19 protein-coding genes and 1 pseudogene are annotated in these 26572 nt (G+C 70.4%); 12 read left to right on the top strand and 8 right to left on the bottom strand.

Annotated features, from left to right (window positions below):
• Nucleotides 1–27: 27 nt before the first annotated feature.
• Complete coding sequence (locus ACWEFB_RS22050; protein WP_452288094.1) at nucleotides 28–1173, bottom strand: FAD-dependent oxidoreductase; 1146 nt, start codon at nucleotides 1171–1173, stop codon at nucleotides 28–30.
• A gap of 108 nt (nucleotides 1174–1281) precedes the next feature.
• Here ACWEFB_RS22050 and ACWEFB_RS22045 point away from each other — a divergent pair, with 108 nt between their 5' ends.
• Nucleotides 1282–1950 (top strand): TetR/AcrR family transcriptional regulator, encoded by a 669-nt coding sequence (locus ACWEFB_RS22045; protein ID WP_452288092.1) that lies wholly within the window; start codon nucleotides 1282–1284, stop codon nucleotides 1948–1950.
• Nucleotides 1951–2115: 165 nt separating this feature from the next.
• Here the strand turns inward: ACWEFB_RS22045 and ACWEFB_RS22040 are convergent.
• Nucleotides 2116–2820 (bottom strand): annotated as a pseudogene (locus tag ACWEFB_RS22040) (LLM class F420-dependent oxidoreductase); the annotation flags it as partial.
• A 212-nt stretch (nucleotides 2821–3032) separates the two neighbouring features.
• Between ACWEFB_RS22040 and ACWEFB_RS22035 the strand changes: the two are divergent.
• The gene (locus ACWEFB_RS22035; protein ID WP_452288090.1) at nucleotides 3033–4130 is read left to right on the top strand and encodes a hypothetical protein; all 1098 of its coding nucleotides are present in this window, start codon (nucleotides 3033–3035) and stop codon (nucleotides 4128–4130) included.
• Nucleotides 4131–4152: 22 nt separating this feature from the next.
• Here the strand turns inward: ACWEFB_RS22035 and ACWEFB_RS22030 are convergent, their stop codons facing one another.
• Nucleotides 4153–5481, bottom strand: coding sequence for a hemolysin family protein (locus ACWEFB_RS22030; RefSeq protein ID WP_452288088.1), 1329 nt, complete (start codon nucleotides 5479–5481; stop codon nucleotides 4153–4155).
• A 202-nt stretch (nucleotides 5482–5683) separates the two neighbouring features.
• Here ACWEFB_RS22030 and ACWEFB_RS22025 point away from each other — a divergent pair, with 202 nt between their 5' ends.
• On the top strand, nucleotides 5684–5953 hold the full coding sequence (locus tag ACWEFB_RS22025) for a GlsB/YeaQ/YmgE family stress response membrane protein (RefSeq protein WP_326557734.1): 270 nt from the start codon (nucleotides 5684–5686) through the stop codon (nucleotides 5951–5953).
• A 96-nt stretch (nucleotides 5954–6049) separates the two neighbouring features.
• Here ACWEFB_RS22025 and ACWEFB_RS22020 read toward each other — a convergent pair whose 3' ends face one another.
• Nucleotides 6050–7465: an FAD-dependent oxidoreductase gene (locus ACWEFB_RS22020; RefSeq protein WP_452288085.1), complete on the bottom strand. Its 1416-nt coding sequence runs from the start codon at nucleotides 7463–7465 to the stop codon at nucleotides 6050–6052.
• Between the two features lie 157 nt (nucleotides 7466–7622).
• Between ACWEFB_RS22020 and ACWEFB_RS22015 the strand changes: the two genes are divergently transcribed.
• From ACWEFB_RS22015 to ACWEFB_RS21995, 5 genes are all read left to right on the top strand, one after another.
• A complete protein-coding gene (locus ACWEFB_RS22015; RefSeq protein WP_452288083.1) occupies nucleotides 7623–8030 on the top strand; it encodes a cell division protein SepF in 408 nt (135 codons plus the stop codon).
• Nucleotides 8031–8040: 10 nt separating this feature from the next.
• Nucleotides 8041–8397 (top strand): nuclear transport factor 2 family protein, encoded by a 357-nt coding sequence (locus ACWEFB_RS22010; RefSeq protein WP_452288081.1) that lies wholly within the window; start codon nucleotides 8041–8043, stop codon nucleotides 8395–8397.
• 388 nt (nucleotides 8398–8785) lie between these two features.
• Nucleotides 8786–10090, top strand: coding sequence for a D-alanyl-D-alanine carboxypeptidase family protein (locus ACWEFB_RS22005; protein ID WP_326557738.1), 1305 nt, complete (start codon nucleotides 8786–8788; stop codon nucleotides 10088–10090).
• Between the two features lie 79 nt (nucleotides 10091–10169).
• Nucleotides 10170–11444, top strand: coding sequence for a cytochrome P450 (locus ACWEFB_RS22000; protein ID WP_452288079.1), 1275 nt, complete (start codon nucleotides 10170–10172; stop codon nucleotides 11442–11444).
• A gap of 63 nt (nucleotides 11445–11507) precedes the next feature.
• Complete coding sequence (locus ACWEFB_RS21995) at nucleotides 11508–11993, top strand: N-acetyltransferase family protein (protein ID WP_452288077.1); 486 nt, start codon at nucleotides 11508–11510, stop codon at nucleotides 11991–11993.
• 11 nt (nucleotides 11994–12004) lie between these two features.
• On the opposite strand, the gene ACWEFB_RS21990 is transcribed toward ACWEFB_RS21995, so the two are convergent.
• Nucleotides 12005–12718, bottom strand: a complete 714-nt coding sequence (locus ACWEFB_RS21990; RefSeq protein ID WP_452288075.1) for an HAD family hydrolase — start codon at nucleotides 12716–12718, stop codon at nucleotides 12005–12007.
• A gap of 178 nt (nucleotides 12719–12896) precedes the next feature.
• On the opposite strand from ACWEFB_RS21990, the gene ACWEFB_RS21985 reads away from it, so the two are divergent.
• Nucleotides 12897–13814 carry a pentapeptide repeat-containing protein gene (locus ACWEFB_RS21985; protein ID WP_452288073.1) on the top strand — a complete coding sequence of 306 codons (918 nt, stop codon included), beginning with the start codon at nucleotides 12897–12899 and terminating at the stop codon, nucleotides 13812–13814.
• A gap of 61 nt (nucleotides 13815–13875) precedes the next feature.
• Here ACWEFB_RS21985 and fmdA read toward each other — a convergent pair whose 3' ends face one another.
• Both fmdA and ACWEFB_RS21975 read right to left on the bottom strand, forming a co-directional pair.
• Nucleotides 13876–15132, bottom strand: a complete 1257-nt coding sequence (fmdA, locus tag ACWEFB_RS21980; RefSeq protein ID WP_452288071.1) for a formamidase — start codon at nucleotides 15130–15132, stop codon at nucleotides 13876–13878.
• Nucleotides 15133–15205: 73 nt separating this feature from the next.
• A complete protein-coding gene (locus ACWEFB_RS21975; RefSeq protein WP_452288069.1) occupies nucleotides 15206–15505 on the bottom strand; it encodes a zinc ribbon domain-containing protein in 300 nt (99 codons plus the stop codon).
• Between the two features lie 370 nt (nucleotides 15506–15875).
• Between ACWEFB_RS21975 and ACWEFB_RS21970 the strand changes: the two genes are divergently transcribed.
• Both ACWEFB_RS21970 and ACWEFB_RS21965 read left to right on the top strand, forming a co-directional pair.
• Nucleotides 15876–21845, top strand: coding sequence for a ThuA domain-containing protein (locus ACWEFB_RS21970; protein WP_452288067.1), 5970 nt, complete (start codon nucleotides 15876–15878; stop codon nucleotides 21843–21845).
• Nucleotides 21846–22121: 276 nt separating this feature from the next.
• Entirely contained in the window at nucleotides 22122–23027 is a 906-nt protein-coding gene (locus tag ACWEFB_RS21965; RefSeq protein ID WP_452288065.1) for a class I SAM-dependent methyltransferase, read from the top strand.
• Nucleotides 23028–23184: 157 nt separating this feature from the next.
• On the opposite strand, the gene ACWEFB_RS21960 is transcribed toward ACWEFB_RS21965, so the two are convergent.
• Nucleotides 23185–25956, bottom strand: coding sequence for an alpha-amylase family glycosyl hydrolase (locus tag ACWEFB_RS21960; protein ID WP_452288063.1), 2772 nt, complete (start codon nucleotides 25954–25956; stop codon nucleotides 23185–23187).
• Between the two features lie 274 nt (nucleotides 25957–26230).
• Here ACWEFB_RS21960 and ACWEFB_RS21955 point away from each other — a divergent pair, with 274 nt between their 5' ends.
• The gene (locus ACWEFB_RS21955; RefSeq protein ID WP_452288061.1) at nucleotides 26231–26524 is read left to right on the top strand and encodes a hypothetical protein; all 294 of its coding nucleotides are present in this window, start codon (nucleotides 26231–26233) and stop codon (nucleotides 26522–26524) included.
• Nucleotides 26525–26572: the final 48 nt, after the last annotated feature.

Here is a 26572-nt window from a genome sequence, read left to right as displayed (position 1 = left end):
TGCCTGGTGGAGCGCGGCGGGCTCCGGTCAGCGGTCGGCCAGCCCGGCGAGTCGCCCGACCACCCGGCCCCGGGCGGTCGGGTGGCTGGACAGCAGCCGGAGCGCCGCGTTGCGCAGCGGGCGCAGTGCGGGCGGGGTGGTGCCGATCCGGGTGAGTCGTTCGGCGAACCCGACCATCTCCCGCGCCACCGACCGGCGGCTCGTGGCGTACGCGTCGAGCACGGTTTCGGGGGCGCCGGAGAGGACGTCGGTCAGGGCGTCGGCGAGCGCCACGCCGTCGCGCAGGCCGAGGTTCATGCCCTGTCCGCCGGCGGGGCTGAACACGTGCCCGGAGTCCCCGGCGAGCAGCACCGGACCGGCCCGGAACGACTCCGCCACCCGATGGTGCACCCGGAAGCGCGAGCCCCAGAACAGTTCGGTCACCGTGCTGCGTCGTGCGGTCGGGCCGCGTGTGTCGAGCAGTGACTGCGCGTACGCCACGTCGGGGTGTTCCGGCGGGTCGTCGACCTCGGCCACGATCCGGATGCTGCCGTTCGGCAGCGGCGCCCAGACCAGCAGTCCGGTGCGGGAGAGGAAGAGCACCAGTTCGTCGCGGGGGAGTGCGGTGTCGACCCGGATGTCGGCGAGGACGAATGACTGTGCGCTGTCCGTACCGGGGAAGTCGATGCCGGCGAGTCGCCGGACGGTGCTGTGCACGCCGTCCGCGCCGACCACGTAGCGGGCGCGGACGGTCTCCCCACCGGCGAAGCTGACCCGGCTGCCGGGTCCGTCGGCAGCCAGGCCCACCACCGGGTACGGCCGGAGCACCCGACCGCCGAGCGCGGTGAGCCGGTCGAGGAGCACCTGCTCGGTCACCGACTGCGGCACCAGCAGCACGTACGGGAACGGGGTCGGCAGGCCGTCGAAGCGCATGGTCAGCAGGGTCCGGTCGTGATCGCGGAGGGTGACCCGGGTGGCGGGGACGCCCTGCTCCACCAGTGGTCCGGCGGCGCCGAGGGTGGCCAGGACCTCGAGCGTCCGGGCGTGTACCCCGTTGGCGCGGGAGGTGTTGTGGCCCTCGGCCACCCGGTCGACCACGGTGACGTCGACGCCGCGCCGAGCGAGGGCCACGGCGGTGACCAACCCGGTCGGACCGGCACCGACAACGAGTACGTCACAGTTGCTGGGCAGCATCGTTACCTCCGGCAGAGCCAATGCCAACACTTGTTTGCCAACGCCTGTTGACAACGGTAGGTGTGTGTTGACGTCGATGTCAACGGCCGTTGGCCTACACTCGTTGACATGTCTCCGCGTGATCGAGGTGCGGCCTCGGCCGCCGCAGCCCCCGGCGCCGGGTCCGGGCCGGCGGCGGCCGATCCGGCGGCACCGCCGCCGCGCCGGTCCGACGCCACCCGCGCGGCGATCCTGCGGGCGGCCCGCGAACGGTTCGCCGCCGACGGCTACGACCGAGCCACCATCCGGGCGATCGCCACGGATGCGGCGATCGATCCGTCGATGGTGATGCGTTACTACGGCAGCAAGGAACGGCTGTTCGCCGCCGCCGCCGAGTTCGACCTGCGGCTGCCGGACTTCGGCGACCTACCGGCGGACAGGATCGGGTCCGCGCTCGTCGCGCACTTCCTCGACCGGTGGGAGGAGGACGAGACGATGACCGCCCTGCTCCGGGCGGGGGCGACCAACCCTGCGGCGGCAGAGCGGATGCGGCAGATCTTCGCCGACCAGGTCGCCCCGGCGATCGGTGCCTTTGCCGTACGCGTCGGGGTTCCCTCGCCCGGCGGGGATGCGGCGCTGTCAGCCGAGCAGCGGGCCGGCCTGATCACCAGCCAGGTGCTCGGCCTGGCGCTGACCCGCTATGTTCTCCGGCTGCCGCCGGTGGTCGGGATGGACCGTGCGGTGCTGGTCGACTGGCTCGGCCCCACCATCCAGCGCTACCTGCTCGGGCGCCCGTAGCCCGACGGTCGGAAACTTCGCCACGACGGGTACGACGTCGGTGCCGAGTCGTTCGAGCACGTCCAGGCGTGGTAGCTGCGGCACCGCGCCGATCGCCACGTCGAACCCGAGTTCGTTGAGCCGGCCGAGTTCGTCGATCAGTTCGCCGGTTTTCTCGCCGTTGTCCCCGATGTCCATGAACTGGTAGACGGTCTTGGTGATCTCGTCGTAGTCGCGGCCCTCGTTCTCGCAGTGCTGGCGGAGCACGTCGAGCTTGCGGGGCAGTTCGGGGGTGTTGAACAGGTTGCACGCCTGCGCGTACTTCGCCACCAGTCGCAGGGTCTTCTTCTCCCCGCTCCCGCCGACCATGATCGGCGGGTGGGGCCGGGCCAGCGACTGCGGCGAGTTCAGCAGGCGGGTGGCCTCGATGTGCCGGCCGGAGTAGGGACCGTCGTCGTCCGACCACATACCGAGCACGAACTGGAGGGTCTCCTCCAGCATCTCGAAGCGCTCGGCGAGCGGCGGGAATCCGAAACCCAGCCCGCGCGACTCCTCCTCGTTCCAGCCGGCCCCGAGGCCGAGCACCGCACGCCCGCCGGACAGTACGTCCAACGTCGTCACGATCTTCGCGAGCAGCCCGGCTGGCCGGTGGTGTACGCCGCTGACCAGGGTCAGGAGTTTGACGCGCTCGGTGTGGGCGGCCAGGAACCCGAGCGTCGTGTACGCCTCCAGCATCTCGGCCTCGGCCGGCCCGACGGTCGGGATCTGGAAGAAGTGGTCCATCAGGGCGAGATACTCGAAGCCCGCCTGGTCCGCCGTACGGGCGACCGCCGCCAGGTCGCTACCGAGACCGGCCGGCCCGTTCGGCCAGGTGAAGGTGGCGATCTGCATACCAAGCAACATGGAGTACCACTCTTTCCCCTTTATCCGCTGATTGTTCCTATAGAACACCCGCTGATGGCTCTCCGTGGTCAGGCGGCGCCTCACCGTCGCGGCGTGTCGTCGACGGCGGGACGGCAGAGGCCCGGAAATGTCCCAGCCGCGTGCGATGCTGGCCCCGCCCCGATCGGAGCACTCCCACCGCAACCAGTACGAGGACGCGCATGCCCACCGCCGACGAACTCATCAGCACAACGACGGTGACCCACCTCGCACGCGTACTCGCCGACGTGGCGCCGCGGCGCCGTTGGGACGGTGTCGCCGCAAGTGGCGCGGCGCTGGTCGGTCTGACCCTCAGCGAACGGGCGCTGGCCATCCGCGACTCCCTGCTGGCCGACCTGCCCGACTCCTACCGGTCCTCGGCAGCGATCCTGCGCGACGCCCTGGCCGACCCGTCCTTCACCGGCTGGATGATCTGGCCGGTCACCGAGGCCGTCGCGGTACGCGCACTCGCCTCACCCGAGGCCGGCGACTTCGAGTCCGGGCTCGGCCTGCTCGCCGAGCTGACCGGCCGGCTCACCGGCGAGTTCGCGCTGCGTACGTTCCTCAACGCCGACCTCGACCGGACCCTGGCGACCGTCATCGGGTGGACCACCCATCCGGACGAACACGTACGCCGGCTGGCCAGCGAGGGCACTCGGCCCCGGCTGCCGTGGGCCAAGCGGGTCCCGGAGCTGACCCGGCGCCCCGGCGCCACCGTCGCGATCCTCGACGCCCTCTACCGCGACGAGGTCGAGTACGTCCGCCGGTCGGTGGCGAACCACCTCAACGACCTCAGCCGGCTCGACCCGGATCTGGCCGTCACCACCGCGACGCGCTGGCTGGAGCGACCCGAGCCGTCCACCCCACGCCTGGTCCGGCACGCGATGCGCACCCTGGTCAAGGCCGCCGACCCCGGCGCCCTGGCGCTGCTGGGCTTCCCGCCCCCGGTCGGGGTCGTGGTCACCGGCCCGCACCTGGACAGGACGGCCGTACCCCTCGGGGGTGAGGTCGGCTTCGAGATCGTGGTCGGCAACAACGGCGACCAGGACGCCAATCTCGTCGTCGACTACGTCGTGCACTTCCGCAAGGCGAACGGGAGCCTGGCGCCGAAGGTCTTCAAGCTGGCCAACCGGGTCCTCGCACCCGGACAGCAGCTCACGCTGAGCCGCCGGCACTCCTTCAAACCGATCACCACCCGCCGGTACCACCCCGGCCAGCACGCGATCGAGGTCCAGGTCAACGGCGTACGGTCCGGGATGGTCGACTTCGACCTCGGCTGATCCGACGCCTGCCCGGCACCGGCTACCGGTTGCTGGGCACCTGGCCCGACGCCTGCCGGGCCTCGTCGTCGCCACCGGCCGACTCACCCGACCGGGGACGCAACCGGACCTTCGTGATCGCGTGTCCGGTCACCTCGACCACCGCCGCGGTGAACGCCGGCACCTCGATGGTCTCGCCGGGCGCGGTCGGGATGTGACCGAGGCGGGCCAGTACCAAACCGGCGATGGTGGTGTAGTCGCCGTCGTCGGCCTCGTCCAGGTCGAGTCCGAGATCGGGCAGGTCGTGGATGGGGAAGGTGCCGGAGAGCAGCAGGGTGCCGCCCGGCTCCCGGATCACCGCCTGGACGTCCCGGTCGGTTTCGTCGTAGATCTCCCCGACGATCTCCTCGATCAGGTCCTCCATCGTCACGATGCCGTCGATCGAGCCGCGCTCGTCCACCACCAGGGCGAACTGCTGCCGTTGCTGGCGCATCTGCCGGATCGCGTCGGTCACGCCCAGGGTCTCCGGCATGAACAGCGCCTCGGACGCGTGGTCGACCACCACGCCGGTGCCGTCGAGCAGGTCCCGCAGGTGCACCACCCCGACGACATTGTCCAGACCGGCCCGGGTGACCACGGGTGCCCGGGACTGACCCGACTTCGCGAGCACCCGCAGCCCCTCGGCGGTCGGCATGTCCGCCGGCAGGGTGGTCACCTCGCCCCGGGGCACCAGGATCTCCCGCAGGATCCGGTCGGCCACCTCGAAGGCACCGCTGATGATCGTCCGGTGCTCGGCGGTCAGGCTCGGCTGCGCGGCGACCATGTCCCGCAGTTCCTCGGCGGTGACCTCCTCCCGGCCCCCGTCGGGGTCGGCGCCGGTCAGCCGTACGACCGTGTTCGTGGCCCGGCTGAGCAGCCACACCGCCGGTCGGGAGAACGTGGAGAGCATGTCCAGCGGGCGGGCCACGACCAGCGCCCAGCCCTCGGTGCGTTGCATCGCGATCCGCTTCGGGGCCAACTCGCCGAAGACCAGGGTGAGGAAGGTCAGCACGATGGTCACCAGGACGATCGAGACCGGCTCGGCGGCCGACCCGAGAAAGCCCAGCGGCTCGACCAGTGGCGCGGAGAGCGAGACCGCGGCGGCGGCCGAGGCGAGGAAACCGGCCAGGGTGATGCCGATCTGGATGGTGGCCAGGAACCGGTTCGGATCCCGGGCCAACCGGGCCAGCACCCGCCCCGTACGCGACCCGCGCTCCAACCGTTGGAGCTGGCTCTCCCGCAACGACACCAGGGCCATCTCGCTACCCGAGAAGACCGCGTTGACCAGCACCAATACTGCTACCAGCGCCACCTGAAACCCGTAGCCACCCACGCCGCGACGCCTTCCTCACCTGACTGGTCGAAGCACAAAACTAACCGGCCGCACCGTCATGCCCAATCCAGCCGTGAACCACGCCCATCGTACGCATCGACGTGGCTCTACTCCGTGCTCGACAGCCCGTTCACACTGGGATTGAGCTGGCCCGCCGCGCGGTTGGAGCAGGCGCGGCAGACATCGAAGGGAAGGAACCGACATGGAGATCAGTGGCATCTTCACCGCCCTCGTCATCGGCCTCGTCATCGGCGCCCTCGGGCGTCTCGTCGTACCCGGAAGGCAGAGCATCCCGATCTGGCTCACCCTGGTCATCGGCATCCTCGCCGCCCTGCTCGGCACGATCATCGCCGGCGCGATCGACGTCGCCGACACCGACGGTGTCGACTGGATCGAAATCGCCCTGCAGGTCGGCCTCGCCGCCGTGGGCGTCGCGCTGGCCGCGGGTGCGTACGGCCGACGTACGCCGTGATCGGTAACGACGGACAGCGCGCTCCCGGAATGCCCAGCACCGGTTCCGGGAGCGTCGCCGCCGCCGACCGGTCGCCCCTTCGCCTCTACCGGCCGTTCATTCGGGGAGGGAACCGTTCGTCCGGGGGAGGAAGCGGAGCCGGACCGCGCGCCACAGGGTGCTCGGCCGGGCAAGCGCGGTCGGGTGGTCGAGCATCGTGGTCACCCGGGCCAGCCGGTCGTTGATCACGCCGTCGGTCATCGACGCGCGGAACAGCAGGTCGGTGAACCACCTGATCAGCCGGTACCCGCACGGGTACGGCCCGTCGACGTGCGGCAGGTCGAGGTCGGCGAAGGTGGAGATCTGCCAGGCGGCGTCGACGATCACCCGTACCCGGTCGAAGTAGGCCCGCGCCGGCTCGTGCAGTGCCGGATCCGACCGCAGGTACGCCGACAGGCAGGAGGCGTGCAGCGCAGCCGAGGTCATGCCCTGACCGTAGATCGGATTGAACGACGCGATCGAGTCCCCGGCGGCGACCAGTCCGGCCGGGAGCCGGTCCAGCTCGTGGAAGTCCCGCCGGCGGCTGTCGGCCTGGTGGTACGTCGCCACGTCGCCGATCCGCTGGCCGTGCTCGGCGATGTCCCGGAACGCCTTCGGGAAGTGCTCCCGGCAGCGGTTGGTGAAATCCTCGACGTCGCGGCTGGGTCGGTCGTTGTCGTAGCCGGCGACCAGCATGATCCACTGGTCGTTCTCGACCGAGTTGATGCCGCCGATCCGGGCGACCCGGCCGTCGCCCGGAGTCGTCTGCGCGACCGCCACCCAGGCGTCGCTCACCTGCTCGTCGCGCTTGTAGAGCGTGGTCGCGTAGTTCAGTTTGATCGGCATCCGGCGCATCGGGGGGCGCGGCCACCCGGAGTTGTCGAGCCAGTCGCCGAGCCGGCTGGAGCGCCCCATCGCGTCCACCACCAGATCCGTGGTGACCGTCACCGGCTCGGTCCCGCCGTCGGGAACGTACCGGGCGGCGGCGACCCGGTTGCCGTCGAAGACCAGCCCGTCGGCGCGACCGGGCACCATGGTGATGTTTCCGATGGCCAGGGTCCGCTTCCGGACCAGCGCCTCGAGGAACGGCCGGGTGGTGATCAGCCCCGGGACCTGCGGCCGGGACATCGGCGCCGTACGCAGTACCCCGTTGAGGAAGACCTTGCCCGTACCCCCGGTCGGCAGCGGCGCGCCTGCCTGGAACGCCTCCTTCGCGAAGCCGGGGAACCACCGCTCCAGTTGCGCCTGTCCCGCCGGCAGCAGCGCGTGCACCTGACTGCCCTGCGGTACGCCGGGACGCGGCCCCACGTCCACCTCGGACGGATCCCGCTCGATGATCAGGACTTCCTCGGCGTGGTCGCTGAGCACCCGTGCGGCCATCAACCCGGCGATGCTCCCACCCAACACCACCGCCCGCCGCATGATCACTCTGGTGTCGGTGGGCCGTTCCGACGTTGTTACCTGGGCGAAAAGCCGTGCGGCTGAGGGCGGCACTCGGCACTCCTTCTCCGAAGCGGAATCCGCCACCCGGAGGTCGGTTGCCACTGGCCCGCGCCCCGCCTTCGGTCACAGTGGGTCACCGACTGACCGCGCAGCGGGAACTTGACGGAGACTATCACTGGCTGAACGTCCAGGCGACGTACTGGCGTCTATGTCGCGCGTCGCGTCGACCCTGCCTACTGCCGGCTCAGGAAGCGGCGCTCGCCGCGGCAGCCTGCTGGTTCCACATGGTGATGACCACGCCGAGGGGCCTGTCCGTCGGCGGCGCTTGACGGGCCGACCCGGCCCGCGAGACTGGTACGGTGATCAAGACGCGGCGTCTCGAGAGCTACGTCGACGTGTTCTACGTCGGGCACTACGTCTGCGAGGCAACACTGTGGTGATGGACCTGACCAGCATGGTGGGTCCGGTTGCCATGCCGTTTGTCGACTTCGCGGCCGGCCTCGTCGTGGCCCGGGGCGGCGCCATGGACCTCGTCGCGCTCGGGATGTTCGTGCTGGTTCCGCCCGGGAAGTCTGGCCCCAGGACCGCCGGGCACCCGGTCGGCGTGCCGGCCTGAGGACCGGGGCATGGACGCGCGTACGCACGCGGACCGGTGGCTCGTCGCCTGGAACGCGCACGACCTGGATGCGATCATGGCGTGCTACGCCGAGGACGTGGACTTCGCGGCACCGACAGTGGTCGGCCGGTGGGGCAGGTCGGACGGCCGGCTGGCGGGTCGGGCCGAGCTGCGCGAGCACTTCGCCCGCGGCCTCGCGCTGGCGCCGGGGCTGCGGTTCGACGAGGAGGCGCTGCTGACCTCGCCGGGCGGCTACGCCCTGCTCTACCGGCGGGAGAACGGCAACCGCGTGCTCGACGTCGTCGAACTGGACGATCGGGGCGACGCCGCCCGCGTCCGTGCCTTCTACGCGGCCGAGCAGCCGTAGCCGCTATGCGGCCGGGCGGCCATATTGCGCTGCGGGCGGTCCTAGCGGGCCGGCGCAGGCAGCCGTAGCGCTGAGTGACCGGGCAAGCCGTCACCGGCGCAAACTTCATTCCTGACGCCACCACCGTGACTTTCGACGGTGTACCGGCTACCGACGTGGACTGGACCCTGACCTACCGAAAGCTATCTCGACGAAAGCACGTACCGGTACTCGATCTCCTGTCCGGACGGAGGACGCCTGTGGCGTAGTTTGGATGAATATGGACAGTTCCCGCGTATCGGCCGCACCTGGACTGCTCCGGTTGGCGGGGTCACAGCGCACGCAGGGGCTCGCGTGACCGGGCGAACCATCCCAAGTTACCCTCGTTGCCCATGAGGGGTTGGTGCTCATGAAGGGTCGGCGTCTGGCCGCAGCGGTCACCGGTGCCGTGCTCGCCGTATCGGCCACGGGGGTCACACCGCAGGAGGCCGCCAGCGCTGCGACGGCGCCGCCGGCCATCGCGACCTCGGCCGCCGCACCGGTGCCCTGCCCGGTGCCGTCGCCACCGGTGCCCCGCCCGGCCTCACCACCCCGCCCGTCGCCACCTCCCGGCGACCCCGAGCACCGCGCAATCGGTGGCCCGGAGCTCGCGACGCCGGGACTGGTCGTCCCGGCCGGTGCGCCGAAGCCGCCGGCCGTGACCGCGACCTCGTGGGTGGTCGCCGACCTGGACACCGGTGCCGTCCTCGGTGGCTGCGGCCCCCACGAGTACAGCACCCCGGCGAGTGTGCAGAAGCTCCTGCTGGCCGCGACCGCGCTGCCGAAGCTCGATCCGAAGCAGGTGATCACGGTGACCCGCGAGGATCTCGACATCGAACCGGGCAGTTCCGCGGTGGGCCTGCTGGTGGGCGGACGCTACCCGGTGGAGACGCTCTGGCTGGGGCTGCTGCTCAACTCCGGCAACGACGCGGCCAACGTCCTTGCCCGCCTGGCCGGTGGAGACACCGGGGTCGAGGGCACCGTGGAGGCGATGAACGAGGAGGCGCACCGGCTCGGCGCGTTGCAGACCCATGCCGTCACGCCGTCCGGTCTCGACGGACCGGGGCAGTTCACCAGCGCGTACGACCTGGCGCTGATCGCCCGAGTCTGCTTCGCCAACGAGGCCTTCCGCCGGTACGCGATGACCGAGCGTACGCAGATCCCGGCGCAGGGGGCGCAGAAGGGCTTCCAGATCCAGAACGAGAACCAGCTGATCTTTCGTTACCGGGGCGCGCTCGGTGGCAAGACCGGATACACCACCCTGGCCCGGCACAGTTACGTCGGTGCGGCCGAGCGCAACGGCCGACGGTTGGTGGTGACGCTGCTCGGCGGGGAGGCCCGGCCGTTGCGCGGTTGGCAGCAGGGTGCGGCGCTGCTCGACTGGGGTTTCTCGGTGGCGGGGGACGCGTCGGTCGGCCGCCTGGTCGACCCGGGTGAGGCGACCGCCCCCTCCCCGTCACCGGGGTCCGGGGGAGCGCCGGGTGAGCGCTCGTCCGCGCGTGCGACCGCCCGCGGCGAGACCTGGTTCGCGGGCCTCTCCCCGCCGGTGGCCATCGGCGTGGCAGCCGTCCTCACCGTCGCGCTGGTGCTGACGATCGTGGTTCTGCTGGTGTCGGCCCGCCGCCGCCCGCGCCGCCCGGTCGGGCGGCGCCGTCGGCCGGGACTGCTCGGATAGCGATCGGTCCGTCACCGGGCGGTCACACGGCCGGCGGCCCACCGGCCATGATGGACGGACCGCAACCGCAGGAGGATCCGTGGAAGCTGTTCCGACCGACGAAACCGATCACGTACGGCCCCGGGCGACGATCGACCTCGACCATCACTCGTCCGACTACCAGCGCCGCTGGCGCGAGATCTCCGACGACAACGTCACCCGGTGCCCGGTCGCGTACACGCCCGCGCACGGCGGGACCTGGGTGGTGTCCGGCTACGAACACCTGGTCGAGGCGCTGCGCGACTACTCGACATTCTCGTCCTTCTACGACCACAGCGATCCCGACAGCCCGATGCGCGGTACGAGCAACCCGCCGACGCCGTACCTGAACGTGCCCCAGGAGCTGGACCCGCCGGAGTTCTTCACCTACCGGCGGTTGCTGAATCCGCCGCTGTCCCCGGAACGGTCCCGGCGCAGGGAACCGTTCATCCGCCAGGTGACCGCCGCCTGTCTGGACCGGGTGACCCCGACCGGGAGCGCCGACCTGGTGGACGCGCTGACCAATCCGGTGCCGGCGATCGTCACCATGAGCATTCTCGGCATCCCACTGGCCGACTTCGAGCGCTACGCGCAGCCGATCCACCGGATCGTGTACAGCCCGCCGGGAAGTTCCGAGGCGGCGCAGGCCATGGTGGGCCTGGCCGAGATGACGGGGCTCATCGCGCAGTTGGTCGGTCAGCGCCGGGTCGAGCCCGCGGACGACCTGATCAGCGTGCTCGCCACCGCGACCGACGACAACGGCGCGCTGCTCCCGCTGGATCGTGTCATTTCCGCGTCCGGACTGGTCATCGCCGGGGGAGTGGACACCACGACCGCGCTGGTCTCGCACGCGCTGCACTGGCTCTACCGCAACCCGGCCGAGCGGGCCCGCCTGGTGGCCGACCCGGCCCTGATCCCGGCCGCGGTCGAGGAGTTCCTGCGGGTGCTGGCCCCGGTGCAGTTCATGTCGCGTACCGCGACCCGGGACGTCGTGCTCGGCGGGCAGCACATCGCGGCCGGCGAGCGGGTCATGCTGGCCTTCGCGGCGGCGAACCGCGACCCGGCGGCCTTCGACGACCCGACCGAGGTACGCCTCGACCGGACCCCGAACCGGCACGTGGCGTTCGGTTCCGGCATCCACCGCTGCGTCGGCGCTCATCTGGCGAAGGTCCAGGCCGTGGTGATGCTGGAGGAGGTGTTGCGCCGGATTCCCGACTACGTGGTGGACGAGGAGCGGCTGCGGCCGTACCCCTCGATCAGGGCGATCAACGGCTACATCAACCTGCCCGCGACCTTCACCCCGTCGCCGGCGGTGGGTGCCACGTTCCCCGAGTGACCCACCGTCGCCGGGCGGACAATTCGGTTGTCCCAGTCGACTCGGGGCCGTACCGTGCCGGCCGTGCTGATCAGGGAGTTCGTCGGGGTCGACTGGTCGATGGTGTGGCCGATCGTACGGGAGGTCGTACGGGAGCAGGAGACGTTCCCGTACGACCCGGGGCTGACCGCCGAGCAGGCGTACGGCATGTGGGTCGAGACACCGCCGGGGCTCACGGTCGTCGCGGTCGACGGTGACCGGGTGCTCGGTACGGCGAAGATGGGGACCAACCGCCCCGGACCGGGCGCACACGTGTCGACCGCGAGTTTCATGGTCGCCGCGGATGCCCGGGGCCGGGGCGTCGGCACGGCCCTGTGCCGGTACGCGTTGGCCTGGGCCCGGCAGCGTGGCTACGCCGGCATGCAGTTCAACGCCGTGGTGGAGTCGAACACCACCGCCGTCGAGCTGTACCGGCGGCACGGTTTCGAGGTGATCGGGACGGTCCCCCGCGCGTTCGCCCACCCGACCCTGGGACGCGTCGGCCTGCACCTGATGTACCAGGAGTTCTGACCGGTTCCGCCCTACGCCGAGCCGAGGTGGAGCAGTGCCGCCGGCAGATCGAAGATCGAGTCGAGCCGCCGGTCGGCGGGTACGGGGGTCCGGCGGTCCGGGTCGATGAGAAACGATCGGATGCCGGCCCGTTCCGGCCCTTCGAAGTCCGCCCGGTACGAGTCGCCGACGAATACCGCCTCGTCGGGCCGGATGCCGAGTTCGCTCAGCGTCGACTCGTAGATCGCCGGGTGCGGCTTGCGCCAGCCGACCTCGACGGAGAGGACAACCGCGGTCATCAGGGACCGTACGCCCAGGGCGTCGAGATGGTCGGGCACGAGCCGGAGATCGTGGGTGTTCGACACGACCGCGAGCCGATGGTCCCGGCCGAGTACGGCGAGCAGCTCGGCCAGCCCGTCGAGATACCGGACCCCCGTGTTCCACTCCGTGATGTACGCGGCCAGGAAGCTCCGCGTCTCCTCGGTCGTCGGCTCCCGCCCCAGGGCCGACCGGAGGTAGGCCGTGCCCACGTCGGTGACCGAGAACTCGTGGTCGTCAACGTCACTGAGCAGGTCGAACTCGGCCCAGGTGGCCGACCATCCGGCTAGGAACCCGTCGTAGTCCACCCGCGCGCCGAAGTCGAGCAACCGGTCGTACGTTTCTCGGTGGTCGAGTGCCGTACGGCTGTCGGCGTAGGCGACCAGGGTGCCGAAGAAGTCCAGCAGGATGTGCGTCGGCCGGGGCATCGGTGGATGATGCCAGACCGCGCCGAGGCTCCGGGTACCCGCCCTCGACCCGACCCGACCCGACCCTTCACCTGCGCCGACCCGGTCGGACGGACGATAGGCTCTACCCGCCGGCCAGCCACGACCGGTATGCGACGGATGTCCGAAGACAACTTGAATGCGACGGGAGATCCGAACCTTGACCGCGGGACACGAGGACGCCCGGGACGCGTCGGGCGGGGCACGCCCCGAGCTACGAGCCGACTGCACCCGATGTTTCGGGTTGTGCTGTGTCGCACCGGCCTTCGCCGCCTCGGCGGACTTCGCCATCGACAAGGCTGCCGGGCAGGCATGCCCGAACCTGCACCAGGACTTCCGCTGCGGCATCCACCAGGACCTGCGACAGCAGGGCTTCGTCGGCTGCACCGTCTTCGACTGCTTCGGGGCCGGTCAGCGGGTCGCCCAGGTCACCTTCGGTGGGCGGGACTGGCGGCAGGCGCCGGAGACCGCGAAGCAGATGTTCGACGTGTTCGCCGTGATGCGGCAGCTCCACGAGCTGCTCTGGTATCTCACCGAGGCGCTGAACCTGGCACCGGCCCGTCCGATCCACCGGGACCTCCGTACGCTGCTCGACCGGACCGAAGCGCTCACCCGGTACGCCCCCGAGGCGGTCCTCGAACTGGACGTGGCGGCACACCGGCAGGACGTCGACGTGCTGCTGAAACGGACCAGCGAGTTGGTCCGGGCGCCGGTTCGGGGACGCCGGACCGACCGGCGGGGCGCCGACCTGATCGGGGCCAGGCTGCGCGGCGCCGACCTGCGGGGCGCGAACCTGCGTGGCGCGTACCTGATCGGGGCGGACCTCGGCCGGGCCGACCTCGGACTGGCCGATCTCATCGGTGCCGACCTGCGGGGCGCCGACCTGCGCGGTGCCGATCTCGGCGACAGCATCTTCCTCACCCAGTTCCAGGTCAACGCGGCCAGGGGCGACGAGGACACCCGGTTGCCGGCCGCGCTCGCCCGACCGCCGCACTGGACAACCCCGGCCCCGCCGCCGGGACGGGCGTTGCTGCCGATATCCCAGCGGCGCGGTGGAGCCAGGCCCCGACGGCGGTGAATGTCCGGTATCCGACCGCAGATGACTCCGAAAGGATGGGACGCCGCCGGTTGGCGTACGTCTACTGGAAGCTCGCCCTCGGCGCGCCCTTGCCCGGCTTGATCCTGACCGGACCGCCGGCCGACGGGCGTACGTCGAAGTCGAAGATGGCGGTCGGAAGGTAGACGGTGGCGCAGGAGTTCGGGATGTCCACCACGCCGGAGAACCGTCCCTCGATCGGCGCGGCACCGAGAATCAGGTACGCCTGCTCCGGGGTGTAGCCGAACTTCGTCAGGTAGTCGATGGCGTGCAGGCAGGCCCGCTGGTACGCCAACTGCGAGTCAAGGTAGCGCTGCTCCCCGTCCAGGGTGACCGAGGTGCCGGAGAAGGCCAGCCACTGGCTGTACTGGGGGCTGACGTTGCCGGGCATGAAGATCGCGTTCTCGGCGACGCCGTACGTCTCCATCCCGCCCTTGATCAGGTCGACGTGCAGGTCGAGGATCCCGCCCATCTCGATCGCCCCGCAGAAGGTGATCTCACCGTCGCCCTGGGAGAAGTGCAGGTCGCCCACGGACAGGTTCGCGCCCGGAACGAAGACCGGGTAGAACGCCCGGCTTCCCTTGGTGAGGTTCTTGATGTCCTGGTTGCCACCGTTCTCCCGGGGCGGTGCCGTACGCGCTGCCTCGGCCGCCACCCGGTCGAAGTCGGCGCCGGTCAGCGTGCCGAGGATCGCGTCCTGCGGCTCGGGTGGCAGGGCGAGCGGCGGCACCCGGTCAGGGTCGGTCGCCCGCAGTGCCCCTTCCCGCGCGTTCCACCTGGCCAGCAGGTCGGCGGAGGGGGCGGTGCCCATCATGCCGGGGTGGGTGATGCCGACGAAGGACACTCCCGGGATGTGCCGGGAGGTCGCCTGCTGCCCGCTGAAGTCCCAGATCGCCTTGTACGCGTCCGGGAACTGGTCGGTGAGGAAGCCGCCGCCGTTCTGCTTCGCGAAGACACCGGTGTAGCCCCAGCCCTGACCGGCGAGCGGACCGGAGTCCTCCTGCGGCAGCGGGGCGACGTCCAGGATGTCGACGATGAGCAGGTCACCCGGTTCGGCGCCGTGCACCGCGAACGGTCCGCTGAGCGCGTGCACGGTGGTCAGCGGCGCGTCCCGGATGTCCTCGGCCGAGTCGTCGTTGTGGATCGCGCCGTCGAACCACTCCCTGCAGTACACCCGGAACGTCTGGCCCGGCCGTACGGTCGCCACCGGCGGAATGTCGGGGTGCCACCTGTTGTGACCGACCTTCTCCTGGTCGGTGAACCTCTTCGTCGAGTCCAGCGGAAAGATGACCTCGGGCATCGTGTTTTCCCTTCACCCCGGAGCAAGCCGTAACTGTGTGTAGCGACCTGACCCGTGCCGTCGCGCCCGGTGTTCAGGGTCGGGGCAGGCGGAGGTGGGCCGGGTTGGTCGACCCGCGCCCACCGGGGCCCCGAACGGCCGCCGGACGGTGTCCGGGAATCCGGGACACCACCTCGGGCGCCTCCGCGCTCCGTCCGGCCCGGTCAACGGCCGTGACCAGTGGCCGGGCGATGGCGTTGACCAGTGGCGCGGTGAAGATCCTGGTGGACTCGCCGCGGCAGACGGCACAGTGGACGCTCGCCGTGGCGGTACCGATCGGGAACCGCACCTCGAACTCGCCGTCACGCGGGCAGCGATATCCGTACGTGGCCAAGCGGGTCTCCTCTCCGGGCGCCGGAGTCCGTCCGGCCCTCAGCATCGGCCGGCCCCGTGTGGGTGCGCAGGACAACGGCGCAAGTCGTGAACCCTGATGCTCCAGTGGCCCCTGTTACCCGCGCCCCGGAGCCGGGCTCTCGAACCAAGCAGGGCCTAGTCGAAAATTTTCTGGGTTCCGATGGATTCTTGCAACCATCGGCGCTAATCTATCGCTCAACACACCGCCGAAACATGACCGCAACACCCGCGCAGCGGGGGTGGTCGCGGTCCTCGCCTAACACCCGATGCGGGCACCGCCATGGCACCACGGTCCAGCCGAGCCGATGGCGCCTGTCCCGGTGCCGCCACCGGGAAAGGAGACCCCCCGAATGTTCCGGTCCCCCCACCGCTCCCCGCGCCCGTCGACGCAACGAAGACTCGTCCGACTGCTCACCGGGCTCGTCGCCGCCGCGACGGCTACGGTCACCGCGCTCAGCGCGGCGGCCCCGCCCGCCACCGCGACGCCGCCCGGACCAGCCGCCGCGAACGCCGAGAGCACCCAGAACGGAACGGGTGCCCGGAACAACGGGAACACCCGCGACACCGCAGCCGGGCAGGCCCAGGTCGCCGCGGCGGCGTACTCGGTGCTGGTGTTCTCGAAGACGGCCGGGTTCCGCCACGAGTCGATCCCGGCCGGGATCACCGCCATCCAACAACTCGGTGCGGCGAACGACTTCACCGTCGACGCGACCGAGGACGCGACCGCGTTCACCGACGCCAACCTGGCCCGCTACCGGGCGGTCATCTGGCTCTCCACCACCGGTGACGTGCTCGACCCGACCCAACAGGCCGCGTTCGAGCGGTTCATCCGGGCCGGCGGCGGTTACGTCGGCGTCCACGCCGCGGCCGACACCGAGTACGACTGGTCCTGGTACGGCAACCTGGTCGGCGCGTACTTCACCAGCCACCCGGCCAACCAGCAGGCCACGGTGAAGGTCGAGGATCCGGCGCACCCGTCCACGGCTACCCTGCCGTCGCGGTGGAGCCGGTTCGACGAGTGGTACAACTTCCGCACCAACCCGCGCGGCTCGGCCCACGTGCTGACCAGCCTCGACGAGACCACCTACACCCCCGGTACGGGTGCGATGGGTGCCGACCACCCGACCGCCTGGTGCAAGAACTACGACGGGGGCCGGTCCTGGTACACCGGCGGCGGCCACACCAACGAGTCGTACGCGGATCCGCAGTTCCGGTCCCACCTGCTGGGCGGCATCCAGACGGCGGCCGGGGTGGTCGGCGCCGACTGTGGTGCGACGCAGACCAGCGGTTTCGAGAAGGTGACCCTGGACAGCAACACCAGCAACCCGATGGAACTGGACATCGCGCCGGACGGCCGGGTCTTCTACCTGGAACGTGACGGCCGGTTGCGGATCATCAAGCCGGACACCCAGACCACCGTCACCGCAGCCACCCTGAACGTCTTCACCGGCAACGAGGACGGGCTGCTCGGTCTCACCCTCGACCCGAACTTCGCCACGAACCGGTGGGTCTACCTGTACTACTCGCCCAACGGTGGGGCGGCGCGCAACCTCCTGTCCCGGTTCACCATGAACGGCGACACCCTCGACCTGGCCAGCGAGCGGGTCGTCCTCCAGGTCGACACCCAGCGCAACACCTGCTGCCACTCCGGCGGCACGATGACCTTCGACAGTGCCGGCAACCTCTACCTCGCCACCGGCGACAACACCAACCCGTTCGAGTCCGGCGGCTTCACACCGATCGACGAGCGGGCCGGCCGGCAGGACTTCGACGCCCAGCGCAGCTCCGGCAACACCAACGACCTGCGCGGCAAGGTGATCCGGATCCGCCCGGAGGCGAACGGCACCTACACCGTGCCGGCCGGCAACCTCTTCGCGCCGGGCACCGCGCAGACCCGTCCCGAGATCTACGCGATGGGCTTCCGCAACCCGTTCCGGATCGGCGTCGACCCGAGGACGAACGTGCTCTACGTGGCCGACTACGGCCCCGACGGGCAGGCCAACGCCGACCGGGGTCCCGGCAACACGGTGGAGTGGAACATCGTCGGGCAGGCCGGCAACTACGGCTGGCCGTACTGCGTGGGCAGGAACGCCGCCTACCGGGACTACACCTTCCCGAACGGGCCGAGCGGGCCGGCGTTCAACTGTGCCGCGCCGGTCAACAACTCGCCGAACAACACCGGGCTGACCACCCTGCCGCCGGTGGTTCCGGCCACGGTCGACTACGACTACGACGCCAACCCGCTCTTCCCCGAACTCGGCGGCGGTGGCGCCCCGATGGCCGGGCCGGTCTACCGGTACGACCCGGCCCTCGCCTCCAGCCGCAAGTGGCCGGCGTACTACGACGGCAAGGCGATCTTCGGCGAGTGGAACCAGAACAAGCTGTACACGATGCAGGTCACCGCCGACGGGAAGTCGCTGGTGGACATCAACCAGCTGCTGACCGGGATGTCGACGATCCGGCCGATGGACTTCGACTTCGGCCCGGACGGCGCGCTCTACCTGATCGAGTGGGGCAGCGGTTTCGGCGGCAACAACGACGACTCCGGCATCTACCGGATCGACTACCGGTCCGTCGACCCGGCACCCATCGCCGCCGCGACCGCGCAACCGGTCAACGGGCGGGCGCCGCTCACCGTGGCGTTCAGCAGCGCCGGGTCGCGGGACCCGGAGGGACAACCGATCACGTACGCGTGGCGCTTCGGTGACGGGGGCACCTCGACCCAGGCGAACCCGACCTACACGTACACCACCAACGGCAACTTCACCGCCCAGTTGACGGTGACCGATCCCGGTGGCCGCAGCGCGGTGGCGAACGTGCCGATCACGGTCGGCAACACCGCACCCGTGGTGACCCTGACCCTGCCGCCGAACGGCGGGTTCTTCGACTGGGGCGCCCAGGTGAACTACGCGGTGACCGTCACCGACCCGGACGGCGGCACCGTCGACTGCTCCCGGGTGACGTTGCAGTACCTGCTCGGGCACGACGAGCACGCGCACCCGTTGCAGCAGAAGACCGGCTGCTCGGGCAGCGTACAGACCTCGCTGGACAGCGGGCACGGCGGTGACGCGAACATCTTCGCCGTACTGGAGGCGACCTACACCGACCTGGGCGGACCCGGCGGGGCCGCGCCGCTGACCGGCCGTTCGCTGGTCCAGTTGCAGCCCAAGCGGAAGCAGGCCGAGTACTTCACCGGCACCGGTCGGATCGCCGGTGCACCCACCGGCGGTACGCCGGGCGTGCAGCGGGAGACCACCACCGACCCGCAGGGCGGCTTCCAGAACATCGCCTTCGTCGAGAACGGCGACTGGTGGTCGTTCACCCCGACGAACCTCACCGGGATCCAGTCGCTGCGGCTGCGGGCGTCCTCCGGTGGCACCGGCGGCACGGTCGAGGTGCGTACCGGTTCGGCCACCGGCACACTGCTCGGCTCGGTGGTCGTACCGGGGACCGGCGGGTGGCAGAACTTCACCGACCTGACCGTACCGCTGGCAGCCAGCGCCACGACCGGGCCGCTGTTCTTCGTGGCGAAGGCGGCGTCGGGCACCCCGGCGGGAACCTCCCTGCTCAACGTCAACTGGGTGGACTTCGTCGGGGCGGGCGTGGGTGGCAACACCCCGCCGCAGGTGACCGCGGCGGCGACACCCACCTCCGGCGCCGCACCGCTGCCGGTGACCTTCACCGGCAGTGCCACCGACGCCGAGGGCGACACCCCGTTCACGTACGCCTGGGACTTCGGCGACGGCGGCACGGCGACCACCGCCAACACCACCCACACGTACGCCAGCGCCGGCACCTTCACCGCGACGCTGACCGTGACCGACGCGCGTGGTGCCCGGAGCACCGCCACCGTCGTGATCACCGTGACCGGCGGCCCGGCACCCACCGGCTCGTCGAACGTGCACCTGTTCTACTACCCCTGGTACGGCAGCCCGACCGGCCCCAACGGCGGCTGGCGGCACTGGCAGCAGGGTGGGCGCACCCCGCCGAACGACGTCGGGGCGGACTTCTACCCGACCCTGGGCTCGTACGACTCGGGTGACCCGGCGGTGCTCGCACAGCACATGGCGTGGGTGAAGCAGTCCGGTGCGAACACGCTCGTCTACTCCTGGTGGGGCCAGGGCTCGTACGAGGACAACCTGGTCACCACCGTGATGAACGCGGCGGCCCAGCAGGGGATCAAGATCGCCTGGCACCTGGAGCCGTACAGCGGTCGCACCGCCGCCTCGACCGTCGCCGACATCAACTACATCAACACCCGGTACGGCAGCCACCCGGCCTTCTACCGGGCACCGGACCAGGGCAACCGGCCGGCGTTCTACGTCTTCGAGAGCCTGCTCATCCCGGACTGGTCGGCGCTGAGCCAGGTCAACGCGAACAACATCATCCTGGCCCAGACCACCGACACCTCGAAGATCGCCGGCTTCTCCGGCATGTACACCTACGACGCGATCGCCGCGACGACCGCACCCGGCTGGGCCAACGCCAGCGCGTACGCGAAGGCGAACAACCTGATCTGGGCACCGTCGATCGGCCCCGGCTACATCGACGACCGGGCCGTGCCCGGCAACACCACCCCCACCCTGGCCCGCAACAACGGCGCCACCTACGACCAGGTGTGGAACAACGCCCTGGGTACGGCAACCGGTGGCCTGCCCACCTGGGTGTCGATCACCTCGTTCAACGAGTGGCACGAGGGCTCGACCATCGAGCCGGCCCGGAGCACGCCCCCGTCCGGGTTCCCCTACCAGACCTACTCCGGCGCGTACGGGCGCACCGGGGCGTCGGCGGAGACGGCGTACCTCGACCGGACCGCGTACTGGGCGGCCGAGTTCGAACGGCGGCGCGGCGGCACCGGCGGTGGACTGGTCGCGCAGCCGACCAGCGTCACCTTCGGCCCGCAGAACGTCAACACCAGCAGCGCCGCCCAGGCCGTCACCGTACGCAACACCGGTACCGCCGCGGTGACGCTGACCGGTGTGGTCACCGGTGGTGACTTCAGCCAGACCAACACCTGCGGATCGTCCCTGGCCGCGGGGGCCACCTGCACCGTCAGCGTCACGTTCCGCCCGACCGCCGCCGGGGCCCGCACCGGCTCGCTGACGGTCACCCCGGCGACCGGGACGGCACTGACCGTGCCGCTGTCCGGCACCGGGGTCAACCCGAGCAGCAACCTGGCCGCCGGCCGCCCGGTCACCGCCACCAGCGCCAACCAGGGGTACGCGCCGGGCAACACGGTCGACGGCAACGCGTCGAGCTACTGGGAGAGCGCCAACAACGCGTTCCCGCAGTCGCTGACGGTCGACCTCGGTGCGGCGGTGACGGTCAACCGGGCGGTGCTCAAGCTGCCCCCGGGCTGGGGAACCCGTAACCAGACGTTGTCCGTACTCGGCTCCACGGACGGCACGTCGTACTCGACCGTGCTCGGCTCGGCCAGCTACACCTTCAACCCGGCCAGCGCGAACACGGTCACCCTCAACCTGCCGGCCGGAGCGCGCCGCTACCTGCGGCTGACCTTCACCGGCAACACCGGTTGGCCGGCGGCCCAACTGTCGGAGTTCGAGGTGTACGCCGGCGGCGGCACCGGGGGACCGGTGCTGTCGGTCTCGCCGGGCACCCTGTCGTTCGGCAGCCGTACGGTCGGGTCGCCCAGCCCGGCCAGTGCGGTGACGGTCTCCAACTCCGGTACGGCGGCGGCGACCATCACCGGCGTCACCGCCACCGGGGACTTCGCCCAGTCCAACACCTGCGGTTCGTCTCTCGCGGCGGGGGCGTCCTGCACGGTCAACGTGACGTTCACCCCCACCGCCACCGGAGCCCGTACGGGCACCCTGTCGGTGGCCTCGAACGCGCCGGGGAGCCCGCTCACCGTGGGGCTGTCCGGCACCGGCACCGCCACCAACGCCAACCTGGCGGCGGGTCGGCCGGTCACCGCGACCAGCACCAGCCAGAACTACGTGGCCGGCAACACGGTCGACGGCAATCCGGCGAGTTACTGGGAGAGCGCCAACAACGCGTTCCCGCAGTCGCTGACAGTCGACCTGGGCTCGGCGGTGACGGTGTCCCGGCTGGTGCTCAAGCTGCCACCGGCGACGGACTGGGGGACCCGTACCCAGACCCTGTCGGTGCTCGGCTCCACCAACGGGTCGACGTACTCGACCGTCGTGGGCTCGGCCGGCTACACCTTCAACCCGGCCTCCGGTAACACTGCGACGATCACCTTCCAGGGCACGTCACAGCGCTACCTGCGGCTGACCTTCACCGCCAACACGGGTTGGCCCGCCGGCCAGCTCTCCGAGTTCGAGGCGTACGCCTCCTGACGTACCACCACCGGTAACCGCTGCGGCGGTCTACTGCCCCTCCAGGGGTAGTAGACCGCCACAGTTCGGTGTGAGCCGGTAGCCCAGGAACGGCCGCCTCGATGACGGATGTCGAACTCGCGCGAAAGTCTCACCTTCTCTCCATAACCCGCGTGCCGACCAGACCACATGTCGAATAGAGAGCAACCGCTCTCACAAAGCGTGGGTCTTACAGGTACCGACAATTCCGTATTCTTGGGGTGCATCGGATCGTCGAAGTCATCCAAAATGTGCGCCATGACGTTCACCCCGGAGGATCTCGACCACATCGCGGCCCACCTGGCGGCCACGGGCGAGATCGACGCCCGCTACTCGTACATGGGAGAAGGCGCTGCGACCTGGGACCGGTTCGCGACCTGGCAGGAGGGAGACGCCGTCCCCAACATCCTGCACTCCACGCTGGGCATGCTGCATGACGCGCACGACGACCTGGTGACCTCGCTGCCCGGCCCGGTGCGGGTTGTGGATCTGGGCCCCGGCAATGGCATCCCGGTCCGCGGCATGCTGGAGCGGCTACAGGCAGCCGGGCGCCTCGAACGGTACGTCGGCGTTGACATCAGTGCCGAGATGCTCGCGATCGCCGAAGCCAACCTACGGACCTGGCTCGGCCCTGCCGCGCCCCTTGAGTTCCGTCGCCGCGACTTCACCGCCGAACCGCTTGCCGATTTGCGGGGTCCGGCCACATTGGTGCTCCTGGCCGGCGGCACGTTGCTGAACTTCGCCGATCCGGTGGCGGTTCTGCGGCACGCGCAGGAGGTGGCTGATGTTATCGCCTACGCGCTCCGAGTAGACACGGTTGCCAATCGTGCGTTCTTCCAGTTCGGCGAGACCGAGACGGGTGACATCCCCGAGAGATACCACGCGATGCTCGACCGCCTTGGGGTGCGGCGCGACTGCTACGAGCCGGAGGTCGGCTTCGACGGCACAGCACGACAACGGTATCTGGGTATCCGTCTAACCGGCCCGGTGATGGTCGCCGGCCGGATCACGCTGCCAGCCGGCCGCCGTGTGCGCCTTTGGCGCTACCACCACCGCTCCGCAGATGAGATCACGGCGATGCTGGAGGCGGCCGGCTACGCGCCGCTGACCGTCCGCCGCAGCCCGGACAACGAGTTCCTGCTGGTCGCCGGCCGGGTCGCCTGAGCGCCGACCGGCGGCTGTTCATCCTCCACCACGAGGCCGTCCGCGTCGATATGCGTGATGCTGTCACCGGCGTGGAGCGTGGTTCGGGTCGGATTCAACCCGGCGAACCGCCGGGGCTGACCAGTTGGTCAGCCCCGGCGGCGGCGGAACGGAACGCTCAGCGCCCGGCGGGTGGACTGGAGTAGACGGTCGGGTCGCCCTGGACGATCCACACCTGGGGGCGGTCGATCGGCACGAACGAGCGGTCGCCTCCCGGTTCGCGGGTCGACGGCACGCTGTCCCCGTTGGGCAGGTGCATGATGAAGTTGACCGCGCTGGTGTCCGCGACCAGCGGGATGTCGTACTCGGCCCAGCCGTTCTCGATCCGGGTCGGCGGCAGCGGACGGTCCCAGCCGATCGTGGCCAGGGTCGCCGGGTCGACTGCATCACCCCACAGGTGCAGCCCCCACTGGCCGTAGTCTCCGGCCGGTCGCAGGTAGTGCAGGGTGGCGGTGGGGATCGGCGGTCCGGCCGCGCGTACCCGCCGGGTGGCGCTGGTGACCCGCGTCCCGTTCGGCTCGGTGAGGATCGCCCGGTACTCGACCACCGTGTCGGCGGCCAGGTTCAGCGGCGTCAGGTCGTCGAAGACGGTGTAGACCGGTGCGGACGCGTCGGTGCCGATCCGCTGCCACGCGCCGCCGGCAACCCGGCGTTCGACCGCCACCACGTGCGTCGCCCGGTCCGGGTCCGCGGTCGTACGCACCTCGACCCGTCCCCGTACGCCACTGCCCTCGGCCGGTGCGGCGATGGTGAGCGCGGGCGGCGGAACCACGGCGGACCGTACGCCGGTCTGGGCGGTGTGCCGGTTGTTGTCGAGCACCACCGCCCGGTACTGCACCGGCGTGCCCGGAGCCAGCCCGGACACGTCGTGGAACACCCGGTACGGCACGGTGTCGTCGGTGCCGATCGACTCCCACCGGCCGTTCTTGCCAACCCGGGCCTGGAAGGTGACCTCGTTGAACGAGGAGCCGGACACGTCGGCGGCGACCCGAATCCGTCCCGGCGTCTCGGGGGTGGGAACCGGTGCGGCGAGCGAGATCGCCGGTGCCGCCTTGGACCGGGGGAGTTGTCCGGTCGACTGGTAGACCAGGGTGCTCAGCGGCGGCACGGTCAGCGTCAGTTTCCGGTCGCCGCCGGTGCGTACACGGTGGGTGCCGTCGCCGTACACGGAGGTGAAGGTGTGTCCGGCGAGGTAGGTCGGGATGGCCGCGGTCTGCGGCTGCTCGCTGTTGTTGGTCGCGACCACGTATTCGCGCTGCTCGGTCCGGTCGAGCCGGGAGTAGGCGTAGATGCCCGGACCGTCGGTGGCGTAGCGGTGCTGGTGGGTGCCGTCGCGCAGGGCAGGGTGGCTGCGGGTGAGCGCGGCGAGCCGGCTGATCGACCGGTAGAGCGGGTGTCCGGGTACGAAGTTGTCCTGCCCGTGGGTGGCGTCGGTGCCGATCAGGTCGTCGTCGAGGTACGCCGGCACCTGGCTGGCGAACATCGTCTGCCGGGCGGCCTGGTCCCCGCCGGGGCCGGTGAAGCCCTGCTCGTCGCCGTAGTAGACGACCGGGTTGCCCCGGGACAGGTACATCAGCTCGTGCGCCAGCCGGTCGCGGGCCAGCAGCTCGGTGTCGTCGGCACCCGGGTTGTCGGCGGCGACGAAGCTGCCGATCCGGCCCATGTCGTGATTACCGAGGAAGGTCGGCATCTGGTAGACGTTCGAATCTTGGTCGGTGTACCAGTCGTCGTCGGTGAAGAACGTGGCGAGCTGGCTGGTCGGTTGGCCGCGTGAGGCGAAGTTGCGGGCCGCCTCCTGGAACGGGAAGTCGAGCACCGCCTGCATCCGGTCGCGGGTGGTGAACTGCGAGGTGAACGCGCGGGTGGTGTCGAACACCTCGCCGAACATGAAGAACTCGGACTTTCCCTGGCGGTGTGCGTACCGCAGGACCTCGGGGCCGAAGCGCTGCCAGAACTCGTCGTTGACGTGCTTCATCGTGTCGATCCGGAAGCCGTCGATGCCGAAGTCGCCGATCCACCGCTGGTAGATGTCGATCATCCCGTCGACCACCCGGGGGTTCTCGGTGAACAGGTCGTCCAGGCCGAAGAAGTCGCCGTAGTACGAGTCCTCACCGGTGAACGTCGTGTCACCCCGGTTGTGGTAGAGCGTGACGTCGTTGAGCCAGGCCGGCACCTTCAGGTCCCGCTCGGCCGGATCCAACACCGGCGTGTACGGGAACGACCTCTCCGGGCTCAACGCCGGGAAGCTCGGCTTGCCCGCGCTGTCCCGGTCGTCGAACGGTACCCCGGCAGCGGTCCGGTACGGCACCGCGTCCTTACCGGTGTACGCCATCCGGGCGCCCTGCTCATAGCCGATGACGTCGGCGGTGTGGTTGGTGATGATGTCGAAGTAGACCTTCATCCCCCGGTCGTGTGCGGCGTCCACCAGGGCCCGCAGGTCCGCGTTGCTGCCCAGGTGCGGGTCGATCTGGGTGAAGTCGGTGATCCAGTAGCCGTGGTAACCGGCCGACGGCCCGTCCTCGAGCTGGACGGCCTTGTTCTTGAAGCTGGGGGTCAGCCAGATCGCACTGGTGCCGAGCCCTCGGATGTAGTCGATCCGGTTCAGCAGTCCCTTGAGGTCGCCGCCGTTGTAGAAGCCGGTCCGGGTCGGGTCGAAACCCGACACGAGGGGGTCGTCGCCGAGGCCGCCCCGGTCGTTGCCCGGATCACCGTTGGCGAACCGGTCGGCCATCACGAAGTAGAACGACTCGTCGGTGACCGGTGCGCGCAGCGAGTGCAGGGCCTGCGGACCGTGCCCGGAGCCCTTCCCACCGGCGCTGGCCGGGACGGCGGGCAAGGCCATCGCCAGCATCACCGACAGCAGCGCGGCGGTACGGGAACGGATCGACATGTTCGACTCCTCCTGGGCGGCGGTCGCGGGTGGTGGTCGCGGTGGTGGTGAACGCCCAGTACAGGTTGCCGTACGTCATCGATGGACGCCAGACGATGCCGCGCACCACCGATCGGCGGCCCGGCGTCGCCCCCGGCGTCCCGCCGCCCGCGCTCCGGCGTGTGATGGCCACCCGACCGGGCTGAGTCGTTCCGCCCACCGGGTGGGCGGCTTTTCGCGTTTCCGGACCGCCGGTGGGGCGAAATGCGAAACTTGTCGGCAAGTGGAGGTTCGCATGGTCAGCAAGCAACAGGTACTGGAATTGGTTGACCTCGGCCACGGCTACTCCGAGATCGGCCGGCTGCTCGGCATCCCGGCCGGTCAGGCGTACCTCGTCGCGACCGGCATCCCGGCCGACGGGGGAGACACCGTGACCGGGCGGCAGCGGCAACGGCCCGGCATGCTGCCGTCGCACTCGCAACGTCTGGTGAACCCGAGGGAGATGAACCCGAGCTACTCCGAACGGGTGCACGAGTGGATCCGGACCCGCGCGATGCGGGACCGGGGCCCGGACAGCGGCTCCCGCTGACCGTTGACGGGCCGGTTCGGGGGTCCCTCCGGGAGGGCCAGTTGGGCG

The organism is Micromonospora sp. NPDC004704 (genome assembly GCF_053601675.1).
Note: the sequence above shows the minus strand (reverse complement) of the source record. Positions and strands in the feature narration are given on the sequence as shown.